General features: G+C 41.1%; 21 protein-coding genes and 2 pseudogenes. 3 read left to right on the forward strand and 20 right to left on the reverse strand.

Features of this window, described 5'->3' with window-relative positions:
* The first annotated feature begins 113 nt into the window (after positions 1-113).
* Entirely contained in the window at positions 114-1,499 is a 1,386-nt protein-coding gene (locus L3V32_RS20985) for an MATE family efflux transporter (protein WP_237285112.1), read from the forward strand.
* A gap of 84 nt (positions 1,500-1,583) precedes the next feature.
* Here the strand turns inward: L3V32_RS20985 and nrdG (L3V32_RS20990) are convergent, their stop codons facing one another.
* Together nrdG (L3V32_RS20990) and nrdG (L3V32_RS20995) are read right to left on the reverse strand one after the other, a co-directional pair.
* Positions 1,584-2,054, reverse strand: coding sequence for an anaerobic ribonucleoside-triphosphate reductase-activating protein (gene nrdG, locus L3V32_RS20990; RefSeq protein WP_308191690.1), 471 nt, complete (start codon positions 2,052-2,054; stop codon positions 1,584-1,586).
* 34 nt (positions 2,055-2,088) lie between these two features.
* Positions 2,089-2,589, reverse strand: a complete 501-nt coding sequence (nrdG, locus tag L3V32_RS20995; RefSeq protein ID WP_140348752.1) for an anaerobic ribonucleoside-triphosphate reductase-activating protein — start codon at positions 2,587-2,589, stop codon at positions 2,089-2,091.
* A 777-nt stretch (positions 2,590-3,366) separates the two neighbouring features.
* On the opposite strand from nrdG (L3V32_RS20995), the gene L3V32_RS21000 reads away from it, so the two are divergent.
* Together L3V32_RS21000 and L3V32_RS21005 are read left to right on the forward strand one after the other, a co-directional pair.
* Complete coding sequence (locus L3V32_RS21000; protein WP_237285114.1) at positions 3,367-3,897, forward strand: hypothetical protein; 531 nt, start codon at positions 3,367-3,369, stop codon at positions 3,895-3,897.
* 76 nt (positions 3,898-3,973) lie between these two features.
* On the forward strand, positions 3,974-4,552 hold the full coding sequence (locus tag L3V32_RS21005; protein ID WP_178311862.1) for a hypothetical protein: 579 nt from the start codon (positions 3,974-3,976) through the stop codon (positions 4,550-4,552).
* 845 nt (positions 4,553-5,397) lie between these two features.
* Here the strand turns inward: L3V32_RS21005 and L3V32_RS21010 are convergent.
* The 18 genes and pseudogenes from L3V32_RS21010 to L3V32_RS21105 form a co-directional block, all read right to left on the reverse strand.
* Positions 5,398-6,000 (reverse strand): hypothetical protein, encoded by a 603-nt coding sequence (locus L3V32_RS21010; protein WP_178981100.1) that lies wholly within the window; start codon positions 5,998-6,000, stop codon positions 5,398-5,400.
* Positions 5,993-6,424 carry a diadenylate cyclase gene (locus L3V32_RS21015; RefSeq protein ID WP_140348748.1) on the reverse strand — a complete coding sequence of 144 codons (432 nt, stop codon included), beginning with the start codon at positions 6,422-6,424 and terminating at the stop codon, positions 5,993-5,995. The genes L3V32_RS21010 and L3V32_RS21015 overlap by 8 nt, the downstream gene beginning before the upstream one ends.
* 146 nt (positions 6,425-6,570) lie before the next feature.
* On the reverse strand, positions 6,571-7,704 hold the full coding sequence (locus L3V32_RS21020; protein ID WP_237285115.1) for a hypothetical protein: 1,134 nt from the start codon (positions 7,702-7,704) through the stop codon (positions 6,571-6,573).
* Positions 7,697-8,296 (reverse strand): pancortin-3, encoded by a 600-nt coding sequence (locus L3V32_RS21025; RefSeq protein WP_237285117.1) that lies wholly within the window; start codon positions 8,294-8,296, stop codon positions 7,697-7,699. Before L3V32_RS21025 ends, L3V32_RS21020 begins: the two co-directional genes overlap by 8 nt.
* Before the next feature lie 402 nt (positions 8,297-8,698).
* Positions 8,699-8,947, reverse strand: a complete 249-nt coding sequence (locus L3V32_RS21030) for a hypothetical protein (protein ID WP_237285119.1) — start codon at positions 8,945-8,947, stop codon at positions 8,699-8,701.
* 400 nt (positions 8,948-9,347) lie between these two features.
* Entirely contained in the window at positions 9,348-9,698 is a 351-nt protein-coding gene (locus tag L3V32_RS21035; protein WP_085344720.1) for a cupin domain-containing protein, read from the reverse strand.
* 211 nt (positions 9,699-9,909) lie between these two features.
* The gene (locus tag L3V32_RS21040; protein ID WP_085344722.1) at positions 9,910-10,131 is read right to left on the reverse strand and encodes a hypothetical protein; all 222 of its coding nucleotides are present in this window, start codon (positions 10,129-10,131) and stop codon (positions 9,910-9,912) included.
* Positions 10,132-10,145: 14 nt separating this feature from the next.
* On the reverse strand, positions 10,146-10,763 hold the full coding sequence (locus L3V32_RS21045; protein WP_267136694.1) for a PhzF family phenazine biosynthesis protein: 618 nt from the start codon (positions 10,761-10,763) through the stop codon (positions 10,146-10,148).
* 26 nt (positions 10,764-10,789) lie between these two features.
* On the reverse strand, positions 10,790-11,107 hold the full coding sequence (locus L3V32_RS26105) for a PhzF family phenazine biosynthesis protein (RefSeq protein WP_267136695.1): 318 nt from the start codon (positions 11,105-11,107) through the stop codon (positions 10,790-10,792).
* 135 nt (positions 11,108-11,242) lie between these two features.
* Positions 11,243-11,554, reverse strand: a complete 312-nt coding sequence (locus L3V32_RS21050) for an antibiotic biosynthesis monooxygenase (protein WP_017420651.1) — start codon at positions 11,552-11,554, stop codon at positions 11,243-11,245.
* Between the two features lie 157 nt (positions 11,555-11,711).
* Positions 11,712-12,089: a hypothetical protein gene (locus tag L3V32_RS21055; protein WP_237285120.1), complete on the reverse strand. Its 378-nt coding sequence runs from the start codon at positions 12,087-12,089 to the stop codon at positions 11,712-11,714.
* A gap of 137 nt (positions 12,090-12,226) precedes the next feature.
* Positions 12,227-12,778 (reverse strand): dihydrofolate reductase family protein, encoded by a 552-nt coding sequence (locus L3V32_RS21060; RefSeq protein ID WP_237285122.1) that lies wholly within the window; start codon positions 12,776-12,778, stop codon positions 12,227-12,229.
* Positions 12,779-12,948: 170 nt separating this feature from the next.
* Positions 12,949-13,374 carry an N-acetyltransferase gene (locus tag L3V32_RS21065; RefSeq protein ID WP_237285124.1) on the reverse strand — a complete coding sequence of 142 codons (426 nt, stop codon included), beginning with the start codon at positions 13,372-13,374 and terminating at the stop codon, positions 12,949-12,951.
* A gap of 126 nt (positions 13,375-13,500) precedes the next feature.
* Positions 13,501-14,064 (reverse strand): GNAT family N-acetyltransferase, encoded by a 564-nt coding sequence (locus L3V32_RS21070; protein ID WP_237285126.1) that lies wholly within the window; start codon positions 14,062-14,064, stop codon positions 13,501-13,503.
* Between the two features lie 143 nt (positions 14,065-14,207).
* Entirely contained in the window at positions 14,208-14,957 is a 750-nt protein-coding gene (locus L3V32_RS21080) for a cyclopropane-fatty-acyl-phospholipid synthase family protein (RefSeq protein WP_237285128.1), read from the reverse strand.
* Positions 14,958-15,107: 150 nt separating this feature from the next.
* Positions 15,108-15,791 carry an HNH endonuclease gene (locus tag L3V32_RS21090; RefSeq protein WP_237285130.1) on the reverse strand — a complete coding sequence of 228 codons (684 nt, stop codon included), beginning with the start codon at positions 15,789-15,791 and terminating at the stop codon, positions 15,108-15,110.
* A gap of 105 nt (positions 15,792-15,896) precedes the next feature.
* A pseudogene (locus tag L3V32_RS21095) lies at positions 15,897-16,671 on the reverse strand (phosphotransferase).
* A 145-nt stretch (positions 16,672-16,816) separates the two neighbouring features.
* Positions 16,817-17,262 (reverse strand): annotated as a pseudogene (locus L3V32_RS21105) (hypothetical protein).
* Positions 17,263-18,997 lie beyond the last annotated feature (1,735 nt).

Raw genomic sequence — 18,997 nt, forward strand, 5'->3', positions numbered from 1 at the left:
TGGCTCACATATACACTAGTGGAGAGTTTTACAAAGGTTTTGGATGCCTTTGAAAAATACACCGCCAAATCATAGGGATAAACTACTCGCATTAATCTTTAAGGAGAAATGCGATGCTCTTAACACGCGAATACATCGATAAAGCATTTTGGCAAAAGCTGATTGCGATTGGCCTTCCTGTTTCACTTCAATCCATGCTTTTTGCGTTACTCGGCGTCGTGGATATTTTCATGGTGAGCCAGCTCGGCGAATCCGCCACTGCAGCCGTTGGAGTCGGAAACCGCATTTTTTTCTTTAACCTTGCAGTCATTTTCGGTCTTTGCGGTGCAGTAACGGTGCTGGCTTCTCAATATTACGGCTCAGGGAACCTGGCAGGAATCCGCAGAACATTGGCGCAATCTTGGTGTATTTCCATTTTAGTGACGCTGCCGTTTATTATTCTCTACGCGATTTTTGATGAAGAGATCGTCTCTTTCATGTCAGACGATCCTGAATACGTCACTTATGCACGCGACTATCTTGTCGTTACGGGCTTTAGTCTCATTGCAACAGCGATAGTGGTACCGATTGAAGCGGTATTGCGCTCCGTAGGCCAAACCAAACTGGCAACCAACGTTAGTATCTCCGCGATTGTCGTGAACGTCGTGCTTAATTATGTTTTGATTTTCGGTTTATTCGGCTTCCCTCAATGGGGCGTATTTGGTGCAGCCGTTGGCAGCTTTGTTTCTCGATTTTTCCAAACGGCAGTGTTGATTTACTTTTTCTGTAAACGCTACGCATACCTTATTCCGATCAAGTTCGATTGGGCGCAAGGCCGTTTAAAGCAGTATCGTCAAAAATACTTTAAGGTTTCTCTACCCATGTTGGTCCACGATGCGCTCTGGACTGGTGGGCTGATCGTTTACAGCATCATCTATGGTCGATTGGGTGTTTCAGAACTTGCGATCATCTCATTCTTATCACCGATTGAAGGTGTACTGATTTCAACCTTTATGGGATTTGCGGTCGCTGCATCCGTTCTTCTTGGGAATGATATTGGCGCAAAACATTGTGATCGGGTCGAGAAAACGGCGTGGTGGTATGTGTTAACCAGCGCAATCTTAGCCACCTTATTGTTTTTCCTAGTGTGGTTGAGCTCGCCTCTGATTCATCATCTATTGGTACTAAGCCCATTAACCGATGCAGAAATGGCACTTAACGTATGCTTAGTCATGGCGCTGGGTATGATTTTGAGAGTGTTTAACATGGTAGGGATTGGCGGCGTACTAAAGAGTGGCGCAGATATTCGCTACAGCATTTTTATTGATACGTTCGGTCAGTGGGCTATTGGTATTCCCCTTACCTATTACACTGGTATGGTACTCGGGTTGCCTTTGCATTTTGTCTTGATGTCTTTGCTAGCTGAAGAATTTGTGAAAGGCGTACTGACGACTTATCGTATCCAATCTAAACGTTGGATAAACAATATGGTCGAAGATGACCAAACAGTGACAGCGTAACTGCAAATGCACTGACGAACTCACACCAAAAGGGCTCACCCGTTATGCACGTGTGAGCCCTTTTTATGTTTGGATAATGCTTGATTAAATATCCGTAAAGCGATGAATGATTTGGTTTGAACTGCCACGCCATTCGAGATTGAGATCTTTCTTGTCTTGTTCAAACTTACCATCAATCAAAACATCGATGTATTGCACCACTTCTCTTTGCGCGTCATCCAGTTCAGCCAGCGTGTAGCCTGTCCAAACCCAGATGTCTTTACCGGGACACTCTTCTCTCACCCTTTTCACGATCTTTAAAATATGAGGCACATTAGCAGGATGAAGCGGATCTCCGCCCGACAACGACAAACCTCGACGTTTAATGCGCGTGTCATTCAAATCATTGATGATCTTGTCTTCCGCTTCTTGCGTGAACAACACACCTGAATCCAAGCGTTGCGTCGACTGGTTATAACAGCCACGGCACCCTTGCGAATTTTTATGACTAAAGCTATGACAAAAAACACTAAAAGGTAATAAATAGAGCGACTTACCAAAGTTTAATCTTAATATTTATTACCTTACAAGAAAATCGAAGTTTTTATGATTATTTTTGCAATTGATCATAATGATCTTTAGCACGTTGACTTAGGTAATGAACCCTTTGGTTGCTACTACCACGCCACTCTAAGGATAAATCTTTCAACTCATCAACAAACTTCCCATCGACAACTACATCTAGAAGTTCAACCAACTCTTGTTGATGCTCATCCAACTCTTCAAGAACGTAACCTGTCCAACACCAGATATCTGATGAAGGAGATTCCTCACGGACTCTTCTGACTAACTTAAGCACCTCAGGAACGTTAAATGGATGAAGAGGATCACCACCAGACAAACTTAACCCTCGGCGCTTAATGCGAGTATCGGTCAAATCCGCTATGATTTTATCCTCAAGTTCTTGAGTAAATAGGTGTCCCGCACTGAACGACCATGATTTTTTTTGGAAACAATTGAAGCAGCGATGCTGGCAACCCGAAACAAATAAAGTGCATCGAGTGCCCCATCCGTTTATAACATCAAGATCATAATATGCCATATAGTTCATGGATAACACCTACTGATAGATTAATTCTTCGGGCATTATACATCAACTAACCGCGGGGTTTGCCAGTAAAACATAGTGATACGAAAATGGAACAGCGTGATGGAGAATTACACAACATAATTAGTTCAATATTCAACCAATCACAAATGAAATTGGCTAAATGGCTTCATGAAAGAAATGAGACATGAAGTCACACCAATAATAAAGGTAGATAAAAGTATACAAATGCGCACGCATCAGACCAGCCAACCTGCTACATACCCGCAACAACTCGCTTTGGAATAATATTACCTCCTCAAATTCTCTAAGTTGGCCTTGCAATAACAACCTCCCCTCAAAACTTGGTAATGCATTACCAATCAACAAGTTAAATTAAACAACCCCTTGCAAATTACAATTTCATCATTTAGATTCGTTTCACTTTTAGGCGTCTTTAGTTATGCCACTTGTTGGATAAATGTAAATACCAGAGGGTACATGAAGGCTTCATTACTTGACTATACATATCTTATTCTACCTATAGGAATGGGTATTATAATTGGCTTCATAGTAGGAATGATTGGTACTGTCTTATACGTCCGTTCCAAAAGGCGGTCGATCAAAAACACAAAAAGTGCGTCAAGTTAATATGACCTCTGTTCAGAGGTACTTACGTTGTTTGTAGTCTACACCGCTCACCATTTCCTAAATCATTTTTATGGCTCTTTCTAACAGGAATAGATAACGGTAAGGAAGGTGCGCCACGAATCGTACATTGTTTACGAACGGGAGGTTAAATTGACCCATGCAGCAATAAGTAATGCAAGACCTAAAATCCTATATATTGATATTGGATCTCTTCTATTGTCGACTAGTTACCTCAACCAACATCCAGAAATGCGAACGGTAATCGAAAGTTCACTGTCGCTCTCAATAGAAGAATTTTTCAAACGAATAGAACTTGATCCTAAAGGAGTAAATCGCTTAAACAATTTTAGCCATCAATACAACATACTCTTGTTTCCATTTGATTCCGTATTTCAGCGTGAATTTCTAGTTGCCCAAGGCTTCGACAGTATGTGTCTAGCATCAGAACAAGCTGTCAATCTTCGATTGGATGACAATGATAAGGTCAGAAGAATGCTATCACATGTATATAAATCAAATGCCGATTGGTGTGTTGTTGGCGACCTTTATCTCAGTGAGATAGAGCAGTCCAGCAAGCTATTTTCTGGACGCTATATTAAAGCAGACAACGTTAATGGTGTTACAGAGAAGTTGATAGAAAGCATCAAAGCGTCGTTTGATGCTTTAATTGCCAATCATTAACACGAAAAACAAATAGAACTAATATAGATATCAGTTCATTGTTTACTTTCTATAAAACTTTATATAAGAAATCGCGATGGATTACACAAAAAAAATCAACTGTTCATTTGAAGAAATGGCGCAAGATGAACTCATAACAGACTTAGTTGATCTATCTATTGTGCTTTATAAAAAGTATTTAGAGTCGAATAAGATAGAGCAACACTGTATGTTAATTAGTGATTGCAATGATAACGAACTAATTGAACTATGTTACCGAGTTGATTTTGTCTATTTCTACCATTTTGAGCTATTTACAGACCAACTTATAGAGACGTGCTATAAGCAGGGTTATCCTGTCGTTTTAAATGAAATTTCATTTGATAAATGCTTACTTCCACAGGATGAAGTGAACTTTTCAGAGTTTACGAGAGTGTTGAGCGAAGAAATGCGAAAGTTGTCCCTCAAAGTAGCTCAGATTGAATGCATCGCGTTACATCCATCACTTCAGAGGAAAGGAATCTTTACCAGAATCGTAAAGAACCTTTTAGATATGGAGGAATGCGAGTCGGTTATAGTAACTAACATTAACAACGATAGCTGGTTTAAACACCTCAAGAAAAATGCAACCGAGACATCTTCTCTTCTCAGTTCACGTGCAGTGTTATTTAATTAATGTTTCCGGCTAGTCCAGTCTTTCTCCATCTTATAGCTAGCATATTCGTTGCTGAACCATGCTACCCAACTACGCCTTGATGAGGCCGATACTCAATACTTGTCCGTCTCGCGACATAACAAGCTCCAAAATGCCCCTTTTCACAAGCCTCATGACAATTTGCTTAAAAGCTGTATCTTTGAAGAAGGGTCGAGTTACATCGACGTACTTATAACTAATGTTACATCACACCACATTAAGTGGACATTAAGGTATCCTTGTTAATACCTTAATGTTTACTTAGTTGATGACTCCCCGACTAATGGCGTATGTGCACATAAAACAGAGGGTTAGTTAAGCAATCCGTTAGCCAATTAGTTAGTCATGACTAACCAAATGCTTGGCCTTACTAGATCTTCTTCTAATAACAGATAGGGGTAGCGGCGTTTTTCAAGGTAGTTACGCATTTCAGCTGTAACACGTCTCTAGACAGCTCATTGCAAACCTTGAGGGGGGCCTACATTGCTTTTTGTCTATCCATTAGCTCAAGTTTTAAAAATTAGATCCTAATAACTTGCTCTAAATTAGCAAATCACGCATTAGCAGAAATAATACTAATTTATTTAACAAAGCCTCCAGTTAAACTGGGACAAGCCAATTAAAAGGCCAGATAAGGCTGATTAGCTAGATAAGTGTATAATGGGACAGGTTGAAAAATAGCTGGCAAGCCCCATTAGACAGTGGTGATATCACACAAACCCTCTCTATATGAGTTTACCATAAGTAACAATTAGCGGCGTATTTGACAGAGCTGAGTAGGTAGCTGTGGGTTCGGTCATTTTTGACGGGTGATATGCCTGTAAATGTTATATTTTCCTTTCGAAGGTGAAACGTCCATAAGTACTTCTATTCGTGAAGTAATTACCAGACAAAGTATTCAATGTACCGTGGTTAGCTTTTAGTACGGCAGCACCTTTATGCTCGATAACGCCTCCACTACTTGGCTCTATGCTCTCACTTTTGTACATATAATAGAAAGCAGGTTGGTCTGATTCCATATCTTTAAATGGCTTGACGACCAATGTAGTAGATTCCGATTCATCAGTAATTAAATCAACACTAAATTTCAGTAGCGACTGCTTAATGACTACACGACCATTTTTTTTGCCTGTTTTTGTTATGTCACCATTTTTCCAGTTCCAAGCAATTTTCGCATCCCATTCACCATTAAGATCAGGGAATATCCATTGATTCAATGCTGGAATATACTGCCAAAAAGTTCTCCATCCTTTAGTAAAGAGAAAAATAAGAAAAAACTCTAAGACAAGACCAATTATGCCCAAAAGCCTTAAATCGCTGTATGTTTCAATACCAGCAAGAGATAACAGGTAGGATAAAGCTGTAACTAGCAGCAACGATAACATCGCAAACAGTGAAAACATTTTTGTAAGAGGTAATAAACTAATCATTGAAATTTACAACATTTCCGTCTTTGAACATTATAATGCCGTAAGAGTTGCTAACTACAGCTGAAAGAGCAACCCCTTCGACTTTAGATGCTAGAATTGCAGCCATATACCTAGCCCCAAACCCTTTAGTTACATCAATATCAATATCGTTGGCTATAGGGGGGGCAACAAAAACATTTGTGTATAGCAAACTCATATCCTTGCCAAGTATATTAAAGCCATCATGGTTGACATTTGTGGCTAAGCTACCTTCAACAATTTTGGAAACAGTATCTATTTTGCTATTTACCCTTGCCCCCTCACTCATTGGCAAAAAAGGCAAATTATCCAATGAGTTGCACACGATAACGCCAGCACCTGTAAACATATTACCGGGTACTTCTGCCCTCACTTTTTCCAAAACCTTAAGTAAATTATGTTCCAACTGTACCTCCAAATAAAAAGTCACCCTCAAAGAAGGCGACCTTCGTTTTCAACACCCGATAAAGGGAGCTAACCACAGCTAAGCAGTGGTTAGTATTGACAACAAAATATAGCGCTAAACTCCCCTTTTCTCGTTAAGTAAACGACTTATAACCAAACTTGCTTTTGTTGAAATTCAGAGGAGTCGTAATGTGTAGCGAAAGGACGGAGTTCTTTAAATATTGCTTGTGCAAGGTCTTCTACTTCTTTCGTGAGAATCTGTAATGCTTCAACCTTCTCGTCACTGTCAAATATTTTTCTTGTCTCATCTGGGACAGTGAGCATGTTACGATACGCTTCAGATGAGTTAATTATTAATAAGTGCATGCGTAACGTTTCAACGAGCCCTAGTCGTGCATAAGTGGGAACAGACAAGTCATTATGATTCATGTGATACGCAAGAGCCGCTAGATCAAAGCTAGATAACCTTTTTGCAACGCGGTGTTTGTATTCAGGCATATCTGCTACAATATTTTTCATAAGACGAATTACACACTTTAGATTACCAGAGTAAGCGTTATCCTTATCGTTAATCAACTTGATATGTTTGAACGGGTAGTTAAGGATAAACTCATGTTCTCCTTTATGGTATATCTTTACTCCTCGATCATGCTCCTCCTTGCTCCTCTGATATGGAATACTATCGAACCATATCGCGGGAACGATATCCACTTTTCTTTGAAGGCTACCTCCTTCCATAGCAATCGACTTATTATTGCTACAGTCTACATCAGCAGCAGGAAAGTTCACTGGTAAAATATCCTCTGATTTGGTTCGTACATCACGAGCTATTTCAATTAATGAGCGATGATCAGTCGCAGGTGTATAAAAACTTTCATTAACCTTTGGATACTCAACGTTTACAGGGTTGTTGACCAAAATGAGCATGTCTACATCAGAATGCCCTTTGATGTGGATGTCGAGAGCAACAGAACCTTGGATCCGTTTACCAACATCCTCTCCTCGATTGGTGAGGCTTTTGATTAAGCTGTCTGCAACCCGCTCACCCTCCGCAATAGGTTTCTGTGTGTACTTTTCTTCAACAGCGGCCATAGCACCAACGGCATATTTTACTCCTGCTTTCTCATTGAGGCGCTCATATGACTCTTTTTCTCTAATATCAGAACCCTTCAGAATCGCTTGATTTGCAGATATTGAGTCCATTGACTCATAGATTGCTTGTTCCCGTAACCCCTGACGGCGATCCTTAAGTGAACGAAGGCGTCGTTCAAAATCAATCATTTTTTTTCCTTAACTTCATAGACCCAAAAGTGCGCCTTCCAGCGCTGTTGAAATACGATGCTTGTGCTGTCGTTAACTCTCGATCGAAGTCGACTTCGCAGTAGCCCCTATGGGGGCTCAGTTCGTGAGCGTTAGTCACTTCAGGTTCGTTGCGATAGCTATATGTCAACCTCCAGCCCCCAGTTGGACCACGTCGCTTGGATAATATCGCAGTATAACTATCGCTTTGACTACGCTCAGTCTTAAGGTGGATAGCCATCTGCTTCCAGTCTTGTGCTATCCCAACTTCTGCCACCCAGTCAAATCTAGTAGAACCATCTTCATCAAGAGTTCGGCCTTCAACCTCCCAGTGTCCACTTAAGTCAGGAATATCGAAAAAAGGAATCTTCCACGCATACTTGTTGAAAAGCCAGTGAAGACCAAAGTAAACAGCACCAGTCGTAAGAGTGGCCCTTAAGAACGCATCAACTCCAGATAGGGATGCAGCCCAAACAGCTACCTGAGATAGACCTCCCGCAACCAATATAGAGCCAACCCCAAGCCACCGACCAATAGTTACCCTGTCATGTCCAAACACTCCGTAATCGTGCACAGCTGTCTCCTAAATAGCTAAAAGTCATTATCTATCATTCGATTATCAAGCTGCCGCTTAAAGCGCTTTGCTCTTTAAGCCTGAAAATGAGTACACCTCTAGGTAACCATTGAGTTACTGCATCATGCCCAACCATTTACTTTGCAATGATAAACAAATAAGTATATTGGTTCATATTAAGCGTAGTAGGTTTATTAAGTCAAAATGTGGTTTTGTAGGACAGAGGCAGTCAGCTACTCTGGCATGTTATGGGGCAAATGTGAGCTTGCCACATCAGCTAGCTCGAAGGTGGACAAAAGCACGTTAGAGTATGGGTTCTAATGTGCGAGACTTGGATTAGAAAAAGTATCTTGAAACCTTAAACGTTTGTATGGCGCTTGGCTTATTGGCAAAGCTCGTCAATCATTTGCTCAAATTAGCGTACTTTGATTTGGCCACGCTTATGATTTTAGACACAGAGCTTTCATTTGACGGTGCAACCTCCTGAGCAAAGTGCAAAAACTTACTATTTAGGGGGCGCTTCAAATCAGGATAAGCAACAGCCTCGTATGGGCCAAGACCATGTGCAAACAACCAAACATAGTCTCCAAAATTTTGTGCAACCACCCCAACTTCACCTTCAGAGCCAAAGAAAACAATAGGTTGTTGCAAAAGATCTTCGACATTGTTGACCAGCCAAAAAGCAGCGTAACCGCCAGAACCATCTTGACCAAAAATTAAATATTCATGCCCATTGAGTGAAGAATTACCAGTCCATGCTTTAATCCATTCTGATGTTTCCTCATGTGAATAGAAATCATCATATGGTTCAAAATCGATTCCCTCACCGTCCGCGTAGTCAATGTCTATTGAGTGCAGTTTTTCTAATTGATCTGGAAAAGTTCTATTAATCTTATCTCTCCATACTTTCTGGACAACGCCTCACACCCTGTTAAGGGGTGAGCAACGCATTCCACCTAACTTAAGTCTTTGTGCCGCAAACACATAAACCAAACTTTGAACCAAAACCGCCGAGCGTTGATAGTCCCTCTTGAACGCTTTGTATGGGAAATTATTTTAGACTTGCTTGAATGATGAGTAACTCAATTTCATTGGCCGATGTATTAACCAAACCATGAGTGCCAAAACGTTTATTAACTATCATATCTCCTGAAGTCACTTTTCTTTCCTCACCTTCAATGGTCATAGTGCCTTCACCTTTCAAAATGATATACATTTCTTCATCGTCTCCGTGAGTATGCTCACCCATAGAGCTTCCTGGTGGCATAACTACACGGATAGCGAAATCCCAAGCACCATCGAAATCTTTACGCCTAAATGCACGATAGATATCAATTGAACCTTCCCCATCATGGCTATTTTCGTCGACTTCTCTATCACAAGTGTAAAAGTTACGTATCATTTTTTCCGAATCCCTTTGTGATTATTTTCCGCAGATCTGTAAAGCGCCATAACGCCGCGTTAAGGGGTGAAGGCACACAATACCAAAGTTTCTGCAAAGCACCTTAGACACTACACCCAACGCAAATTGAAAATGCCACGCGTGCCAAGTCCCTCTTAAACGCTTTGTTATAAGTCATACTTTAGCATCCCCAAAGAAAAAGTTAGTTAAATCAAAGTGTTTTTATGCCGAAATTCTTTTGGAAAAACTCATCCGCGGCTTTATGAGCTTGCCTTTCCTCGACAAACAATGCGTTTAGTGTCTCACGGTCAATTTTGCTATCATGGAATTCTTTAATCCCATCTATATATGCCTGTTCACATTTTTTATGCTCATCGCGCAGCTTTTCCAATTTAGTAAATGTATCCGCTTCAATTTTTCTGTATTCAACCATTTTAAAACTCCTTTTTACTTGTTGGTGGTTACTGGCATTACGCCGTAAACACGAGCCCAACCTTGAACTGAAACCGCCAAGCGTTGGGAATCACTCTTAAATGCTTTGTTATACGGAGATTTTCTGCCTGCCGACTTTATGAGCAAAACCACCAACCCTAACCTTAATAATTCCCTGGTCGTTAAACTCCACAGACGCTGTAATTCTTGATACACACTCCATCGCCGACCTTGCTCAAAAGTAAAGCTATTCGAATGTGCATTAGGAAGGTGTTTGGCTAAGTAACAAGCTAATGCACCGCTCGCACTTCGTGTCGCTGACTCCTCTGAAATCCCAACCAATGGAGCGAAATTACGACAGCTTGCTGTCACTTTACTTGTTTTCTCACACAGCTCAAAAGCATGGATACCAATTACACCATGCCTTTTACAGAACTCACTAGTTAAATTTTCATTCACTTGAATTTGATCAAGATACCCAAAGGGCACTGGGACAATAATATCAGGTAAGCCTGTTGAAATAACCTCAATCGGTAACCGAGTTGACTCAAGTAGCGTCAAGTCTAGTCCAATTAACTCTGATATGACCTCATAACTAAACTCCCCACGAAATTCTGGTAACTTCAGGTCCATTACTATATGACCATTAGCCTCTATAGTTACCACAAGCAAACCTGCTTTAGCCCTTTGAAGGTATTTACCTCAGTTATGATTCCGTCTTGATACATAGTCGAAAATGCTGCCAATGTGGCGTGTCCACAGAAATCAACTTCACCTGTTGTGGTGAAAAAAGACAACTCAAAGTCGGCTTCGTCATCGAGAGATACAAACGCAGTTTCCGAGTAACCAACAACTTGTGCTATTTGTAATTTTTCTTCGTTCGACAAGTGATCAGCGTGAAGCACTACACCAGCAGGATTCCCACCAGTTCCATTCGAAGTAAAGGAATTAACCAAAAAAGCTTCAACATTCTTCAATATTCATATCTCCGTATAACGCTGCATTAAGTGGTGAGCAAAGCCTGCCACCCCACCTAAACCATTGTGCTGTAAACACTAAAGCTAATTCAAATTGAAAATGCCACGCGTGCCAAGTCCCTCTTAAACGCTTTGTTATAACCACATGTTCTCGCGGACTTCATAATGGCTCACGTGGAGATCAGGGTTTAATTTGTACTTCTCATCTTCTGGGTACAACTTAGCAATACTGATATCTTCACCAGCAAACGACTTAATACAATCTAGGTCTTCCCAGTAAGTCAGCAACGTGATTTCAGCATCATCTCCTAAATCTCGATTCAGAATTTGTGCCCCAAGGAAACCTTTGGTGGCTGATGTGTCTTTTATGCCTGTCTCGTAAAGGTACACAATAAACCCCTCTTCATGCTCCTTCGGACAGGTAGCTTTCCATTCCCTTGCTATCATAAATACTCCATTTTATGCCGTGGTTATAACGCCGCATTAAGTGGTGAGCAACGCCTGCCACCCAACTTAACCCATTGTGCTGTAAACACTTAAGCCGAATCAAACCGAAAATGCGAAGAGTTGGGAATCCGTCTTAAATGCCTTGTTATGCAGCTTTCTAATACGGTAACTCATCAGCTTCAATGCCAACATGATCAGGAGCTAGATATTGAGGAAACCTGACTGCTCGGATTATATCGTGACCAAGTAACACTGCTTTACACACTCTGTGCATACCATCCATTACTCTACCTTTATGACACATAATGATTGGGTATGATAAGTCAGCTTTTTGGATGAGTTTCGTGTGCTCCGTAATATTTCTACAGGTTGGTTTTGCACCACCTAGCTCAAACCAAAATTCTTCGTCTAACTCACTGATGTCTGCTAGAGAGATTTCGATAACTGGCAAATCTTTAGCTAGTTCAATTAGCCGGAAAATATCCCACGATAACAGCCCTTCATCTGAGCTTCGAAAATGATACTGTTGTCTCATAATTCTCCTTGCTGCATAACGCTGCGTTAAGGGGCGACAACGCAATACCACCCAAACTTAACTGTTGTGCCATAAACACTTAAGCTAAATTTTTAACCAAAACCGCCAAGCGTTGGGAGTCCCTCTTAAACGCTTTGTTATAAGTAATTTACGGAATACTTTGTTTGAATGTAATCATTAGGAAACACTATTGCTGAAGCTTCTCGTAACTGAATAGCTTTTTCCAATTTACCAAAAAGTGGAATACCTCCACCTAGAATCACTGGAACTCTTGTTATTGTGACTTCATTGATCAGTTGTTGATTTAAAAATGAGGTAATTGTAGAACCACCATCAATATAAACGTGCTTATAACCTTCTTGCTCAAGTTTACGCACTAAATCAGGTAGGCCTCCAGAGTACATTTTAACTTTACCTGAAAGGTTTTCAGGTGCTGCTTTAAGTGTATTACTCAAGACATAAACTTTTATATCACCATAAGGCCACTGTTCAGAGGTAAGATTAAAACTAGAGAGCGTTTCCATACATTTTCGCCCCATGACCATACAATCAACCGAGCTTACATAATCAGCAAAGCCCATATCTGGATTTTCACTCATATCAGCGTCCTGGTTACCTGATACATGAAGCCAATCCAAACCACCATTTTCATCTGCGATGTAACCGTCTGTACTGGTTGCAATAAACACTGAACACTTCATCTTTTAATTCCTAGCTCCGAAACTGACAATTACTTATAACGCCGCATTAAGGGGTGAACAACGCGATGCCACCCAACTTAAACCATTGTGCTATAAACACAAAAGCTAAACTTTGAACCAAAACTGCCAAGCGTTGAGAATCCCTCTTAAACGCCTTGTTATGTGCCCGAACTCATTGTGTACTCTGGGCGTCCCGTATGCTCGTCACATTGCTCACTGACGACTGTAAAGCCTTGAGACAGATAGAACTGATAACTAGCCTGATTTTCCTTATATACGGAAAGGCTCAATATCGCTCTTTGTGCTTTAGCATGACTTAACAATTGCTTACCGATACCTTGCCCCTGAAATGCAGGAAACACGAATATAGCTGCCAAGTTGTTTTCATACAGCGCATAAAAGCCGACTATTTTCGACTCGATTTCGTATACGAAAACTTCTGACGCCGGGATATAAACATTACGCATGCTCTCAACTTGAGACTCCCAAAAGTCAGCCGAAACAAAATCATGAGCTTTAACAGATGCTTCAAGCCAGATTTTAAGGACTGAATCTAAGTCATTTGAATTGTACTTTCTTATCATTTTAGAACTCTAGATTGCCAATTTATCGGGGCAACATAACGCCGCATTAAGGTGTGAGTAACGCAATACCGATGTAGCTGCAACCACCTTAAACACAAAAATCAACGCATGAAAAAATGCCACGCGTTACGAATCACTCTTAAATACTTTGTTAGCCATCTTGCCCCACTCGGTTCGAAGGACTGCCAAAACCACTGTATCCCACCACTGTTCTTTGAAAAAACGATGTTCTCTAAAATGTGCTTCTTGGCGCATGCCCAGAGACTTACAGAGCTTAATAGCTGTCAGGTTTTTACTGATTGTCTCCGCATAAATGCGGTGAACTCCCAACTCCGAGAACCCAAAATCTGCCAGAGCCAAGGCGGCTTCATGACTTAACTTATTACCTTGAGATACTCTGGAAAATGCACACCCCATCGAAGCCTGCTGATTGTCCTCTAGCCGTAAACAAACAGTACCAACGAACTCACCTGACACCTTGAACTCGACAGCTAATTGGTATGATTTTCTTGGCTTCTCAGAAGCCTGGGCTATAAACAAGCTTGTTAACTCTCGGTATTTATTAGGGTCACAATCGCTTTCGTCATAGAAACGCTGATATTTAGCATCCTGAGACATAGTAACAAAAGCGTCTTCATCATTCGGAGTCATATCCCTGATAATCAGACGCTTAGTCTCGATTTTAAACATCGAAAGTTCCTTTTACTTGTGAGGCATAACGCCTTGTTAAGGTGTGAGGCACGCAATATCGATGCTTCCGCATGACACCTGAACCACTAAAACCACCGCATAGTAAAAATGCCACGCGTGCCGAATCACTCTTGAACAATTTGTTATGCCTTTTGTGCTTTTATTAACCACCAAGGTCTACCGTCAAACAATCTAGACCCTACCTCATTTGCTTCGTTTAGAAGAAGATCTACAACTTGCTCCGATAGTTCCGCTCTCAGTCGCTGCTCATTCGCTAACCATTCATGATAGATTGAAGCCCAGTACTCTGAAACACCTGCTCTCTCTATAACTTCAGCTGAATTTACAAAGCCAGAATATGTTAAAGCCTTGTTCCAAGTCTTGCCCAAACGTTTGAATTTTGAAGAGTTAGCTAAAGGGGCACGGGTAGTAAAAAATAACTGCCCACCGTTGTTTAAATGCTCATATATATCTGTTAAGACCGAATATTCATCGCTTGCAAATGGTAGTGCATCAATACTAACTACCATGTCGAAATTACCCTCGAGTTTTTTAATGTCATCAAACGAAGCAACTTCAAAACTCACTTTTTCACATAACCCTTGTTTCTCTGTTCTTTCCCGAGCGAATTGTATTGCTGCAAACGAGCGATCTAATCCTACAACTGTACAACCAAACTCTTTTGCCAACCAAACACTCAAACCACCTGACCCACAACCAAGATCTAAGATCCTTTTAGGTTTTAAATCTCTGATAGTCTCAGCTAGGCTTGCTAATAATTCATTTGTACAACTACTGTATGGTTGAAGATCTTGTGGATAAGAATCACCTACAGCTTTGACCCAGAGGGAATTAAAGAACATATTTTGAAGTCTCTCTTTATAGCTATCCATGCTTTCTCCGAACTGTCAGAATACCTTGAGGCATAACGCCCTGTTAAGGTGTGAGCAACGCAATACCGATGCCACCGCATACCACCTTAAACACTAAACGTAACGCATAGTAAAAATGCCACGCGTTGCGAATCACTCTTAAACAGTTTGTTAACCCTCACTTTTTACCATTATCGATTTTAATTCGTCTATTGATAGCGGTGGGCTTTTGGTATGAAGCATTGCATGGCAATTAGGGCAAACTGGCACTAGATCCTTTGTTGGCTTAACTTCATAATTTTCTGATATCCCAGCCAATGGCTTGATATGATGCACATGTATGAAGCCCTTACCGATCTCACCATAAACTTCTAAGAACGAGAAGCCACATACTTTACAACTGTAACCATGTTTATCAAGACACGCTTGCCTTGCTTTGGGGCATCGCTCATAGGAGTTAACTGTAACTTGCTTTTTTGCTCCCTCAGTGAAAATGCTGTTATCGACTATTTCACCGGAAAAGTTTTGGTCTGCTTCGACCTCCTTACGCCATGCATATTCAGGTACAGTCGACAAACGTCGCTTAGCTTCATTGATCTCTATTTCAGTGAAAAGCGATTTGAATTCAGGTTTAAGTACGGAATATTCCATAGATAATTCCGGACGTCCCACTTCTATCAAAGTTTGGAAGCCACCTTGGGTGGTATCTATTTTTGACAACGCTGTCTTCGCATGTAAAACAGCACCATTTTTTCTTACAGACCTCAGGTAGTAATTAGCCCAATATCCAGTAGCTCTACCCACAACTCGATAAAGGGATTCCAATTCATGTTGAAATAGTTCTTCCTTACTCATAATTTCCTCGTGAGGGTTAACGCCGCATTAAGGTGTGAGCGGCGCTTGGCTATACTTGAGCGAAGCGAAACTGCCAAGCGTTGCGAATCACTCTTAAATGCTTTGTTAGTTGCACAATGCGCACTCAATTTTTTGTTTATTTTCAGTGATATATTCTATGTCATTTAGATAGGCTTGAAGATGACCTTGCTCTATGTTTTCAGGCAAAGGTTTCATTACCATTTTCAGCTTCACTGCGCATGAACAAAACTAAAGCCTGTAATCGCTCAATCATTGCGTCCGCTAGTTGATTTCTTTCAGAAGTAGTTGCACCGTAACTATCACAGAACAACTTAGCTCTAGTTACCTGCTCAAAGATTGTGCCTAACTTATCATTGCTGTCAGTTTTGAAAGGCGACCAGCAATAAACTGAATATGCTAAATCCCATATTCTTGGCGCGGGGTGCGCAGTATCAAAGTCAAATACACCTACAACTGTGTTCTCGGAGAGAGCAACACTGTATGGGGTAAAGTCACCATGACAGATAACTTCAAAAGGCTCTCTTGGCTCTAGCATCCACTTGTGCGCATTGACATCTACTTGCTCCAAAAGTGGCACAGTTGAGTCATGTATTTTGCGCAATAGTTTACCTGCTGATGTGAGTGCATCCACAGTCGTAATTGCACCGACTAGAGGGTAGTTATAAGTATTACCAACAACAAAACTTAGGACTTCCTGTTCTTGGTTAACACCAAGAAATCTTGGACATTCATCTACATTTTCTCGCTCGAGGTGTTTCAAAATAAGGTGAATTGTAGGACTCCACGACTGAAGAGGACGATAGACAACTTCACCATCTCGATATATTGCTGATTCTCTTCCACCTGATAATTCTTCCACGAAACCTCCTCGTGCAACTAACGCCCTGTTAAGGTGTGAGCAACGCAATACCAAAGCCACCGCATACCACCTTAAACACTAAAACCAACGCATGATAAAAATGCCACGCGTTGCGAATCACTCTTAAACAGTTTGTTAGCCATACTTAGACACGCTTCATTTTGCTTGCTAACTTGTTGTTAATTTGAACTTTTTATTAAGCTGATTTGGAGTAAGTTTGCGCTTTCGCATAACGTCTAAGTAAAAGCTTTTTTCCCAATCATTAATCCAGCCTTTGTCGTAAGCGTGAGCTATTGCCTCTGCATTTAACGATTTCTCATCGTCTTTTCTAACCCGCTTTATTGCTTGGAAAATCTTATCTGAAGGTAAACCAATGAACTTCTTAACACAGCAGTTTCCAACGGTCGCATAATTAGAATTTAACTTGTTCTTAAGGTTACAAATTTCAATGATAGGGAAGTGCCCACACAAACAACGTTCGGGCTCATCAGCTTCGTATATCTCGTACAGAGTCCATTCAGATTTAGCTACATCCCATAGCTGCGATTGAGACAGCTTAATTATTTCTTCTGTTAATTTATATTCCGACATACTTACCTCGTATGGCTAACGCCTTGCTAAGGTGTGAGTAACGCAATACAAAAGCTACCGCACAGCGCCTTAATCACATAAGCCACCGCAAAGTAAACATGCCACGCGTTACGAATCACTCTTAAGCAATTTGTTAGTACATGCGCTACTTCTATTTATGCGCTCCAAGATATTGAAAACTAGCATGATATGAAAGGCTTTGAACACTGAAGTGAGACGGGCAGCTACAAAACTTAATTCCAGTTGAAAGACGAAAGTTGGCTAGAAGAAAAACGCACTTAACTCCCCTACTTTTACTGGCTTCAAATTAGAAAAGGATTCGATCCTCGCACTTTGATGGCAACACCCAACGAACGACAAGATTAATTCAGGAAGTACAACGAAAACGAAGAAGCGCCAAAGAAATAGGCTAAGAGTTAGAGACCGTAAACGGTGAAATCAAAGCAAACACTCCGCATATAGTGCCACCGGAAAGAACGTGAAAGGCACAAACTGAAAGGTGTAAAGGCAAGCGCCAAAACAGATAAACACCAAAACTTATGACCTTTGATGTCAAACCCGTACTAACGCCGCGTTAAGTGGTGAGCAACGCTACCACCAAACCTAAACCATTGTGCCGTAAACACTAAAGCTGAATCAAACCGAAATTGCCGAGCGTTGGGAATCCGTCTTAAACGCTTTGTTATGTTTGTATTTGAAGGATGCTCAGGTCAGAAAAGAGAGGCGGCACGTCAGCCGAACTGTTACGTGCCTAAGCAGTTACACTTTTGACAAGAAGATAGTAGTAAGCACTGTAAGACAGAACGCTACAGGAGGCGCAAAAAACACCACTAAGGTTCCAAACAGCACACCAAAAGCTCCGAGCCTCAGGTGTAAGCTTGCTGAACTCGCCAACGACTGATTTACCATAGGCAAACCCTCCATTAACTGTCCCCAGTCTTTCAAAATACTAGGCATAGGGACGTCCAGACTTTTGCTACTTTTTTTAAACCCGCTTATTTAAGGAGTAGCAAACCTAGCGGGACGGTTGACAGCACTGAGATAGCCTCAATGCCGTACGTTCGTAAACTGTTGCATATTCTATCTGTATAACTCTGAATTACAACAGAAATTGGTAAAAACATAACGCCGCATTAAGGGGTGAACAACGCCACCACCTAACCTAAGCCATTGTGCCGTAAACACTAAAGCCAATTCAAACCAAAACTGCCAAGCGTTGTGAATCCCTCTTGAATGCTTTGTTAGTTGCCAGATCTAAAGCTTTGATTTGAAGTTTGTTACCGCTTTGACAACACTAGATTTACGTGTTTCAGAAAACTCAAATCAGGCGCAGTTTCAAAGCGACTGTCACTGAAACCACTTGGAATTTACAACGCCGTAGAAAACGGGCTTTGAACACCAAACAAACCTTTTAGAACGACAATACAGCAGAGCAGACGTTCAACAAGCTAATCAGCGTCTGAAACAGAAAACTCAAACCGCTCAAGGAACCAAAGCACGATTTTCACAACCCCAAATAACTAGAAATTGAAATACGAAAACCTAACCAAAAACACATGGACATTAGCCCTAAACATTCTGCTTTAGGTACGTTTTTTCTCGTTGGCAACTAACGCCTTGTTAAGGGGTGAACAACGCAATACCGATGCCGCCGCATACCGCCTTTAACACTAAACTTAACGCATAGTAAAAATGCCACGCGTTGTGAATCCCTCTTGAACAACTTGTTAGCTGT

The organism is Vibrio sp. J2-4, from assembly GCF_021728155.1.
GTDB classification, from domain to species: Bacteria; Pseudomonadota; Gammaproteobacteria; order Enterobacterales; family Vibrionaceae; genus Vibrio; species Vibrio diabolicus.

What these genes read in the sequence shown, in the direction of transcription:
- L3V32_RS20985 (WP_237285112.1), top strand. Translation starts at nt 114, where the DNA reads ATGCTCTTAACACGCGAATACATCGATAAAGCATTTTGGCAAAAGCTG.
- nrdG (WP_140348752.1), bottom strand. Translation starts at nt 2,589, where the DNA reads ATGAACTATATGGCATATTATGATCTTGATGTTATAAACGGATGGGGC.
- L3V32_RS21005 (WP_178311862.1), top strand. Translation starts at nt 3,974, where the DNA reads ATGGATTACACAAAAAAAATCAACTGTTCATTTGAAGAAATGGCGCAA.
- L3V32_RS21010 (WP_178981100.1), bottom strand. Translation starts at nt 6,000, where the DNA reads ATGATTAGTTTATTACCTCTTACAAAAATGTTTTCACTGTTTGCGATG.
- L3V32_RS21020 (WP_237285115.1), bottom strand. Translation starts at nt 7,704, where the DNA reads ATGATTGATTTTGAACGACGCCTTCGTTCACTTAAGGATCGCCGTCAG.
- L3V32_RS21035 (WP_085344720.1), bottom strand. Translation starts at nt 9,698, where the DNA reads ATGATACGTAACTTTTACACTTGTGATAGAGAAGTCGACGAAAATAGC.
- L3V32_RS21040 (WP_085344722.1), bottom strand. Translation starts at nt 10,131, where the DNA reads ATGGTTGAATACAGAAAAATTGAAGCGGATACATTTACTAAATTGGAA.
- L3V32_RS21045 (WP_267136694.1), bottom strand. Translation starts at nt 10,763, where the DNA reads ATGGACCTGAAGTTACCAGAATTTCGTGGGGAGTTTAGTTATGAGGTC.
- L3V32_RS21050 (WP_017420651.1), bottom strand. Translation starts at nt 11,554, where the DNA reads ATGATAGCAAGGGAATGGAAAGCTACCTGTCCGAAGGAGCATGAAGAG.
- L3V32_RS21055 (WP_237285120.1), bottom strand. Translation starts at nt 12,089, where the DNA reads ATGAGACAACAGTATCATTTTCGAAGCTCAGATGAAGGGCTGTTATCG.
- L3V32_RS21065 (WP_237285124.1), bottom strand. Translation starts at nt 13,374, where the DNA reads ATGATAAGAAAGTACAATTCAAATGACTTAGATTCAGTCCTTAAAATC.
- L3V32_RS21070 (WP_237285126.1), bottom strand. Translation starts at nt 14,064, where the DNA reads ATGTTTAAAATCGAGACTAAGCGTCTGATTATCAGGGATATGACTCCG.
- L3V32_RS21080 (WP_237285128.1), bottom strand. Translation starts at nt 14,957, where the DNA reads ATGGATAGCTATAAAGAGAGACTTCAAAATATGTTCTTTAATTCCCTC.
- L3V32_RS21090 (WP_237285130.1), bottom strand. Translation starts at nt 15,791, where the DNA reads ATGAGTAAGGAAGAACTATTTCAACATGAATTGGAATCCCTTTATCGA.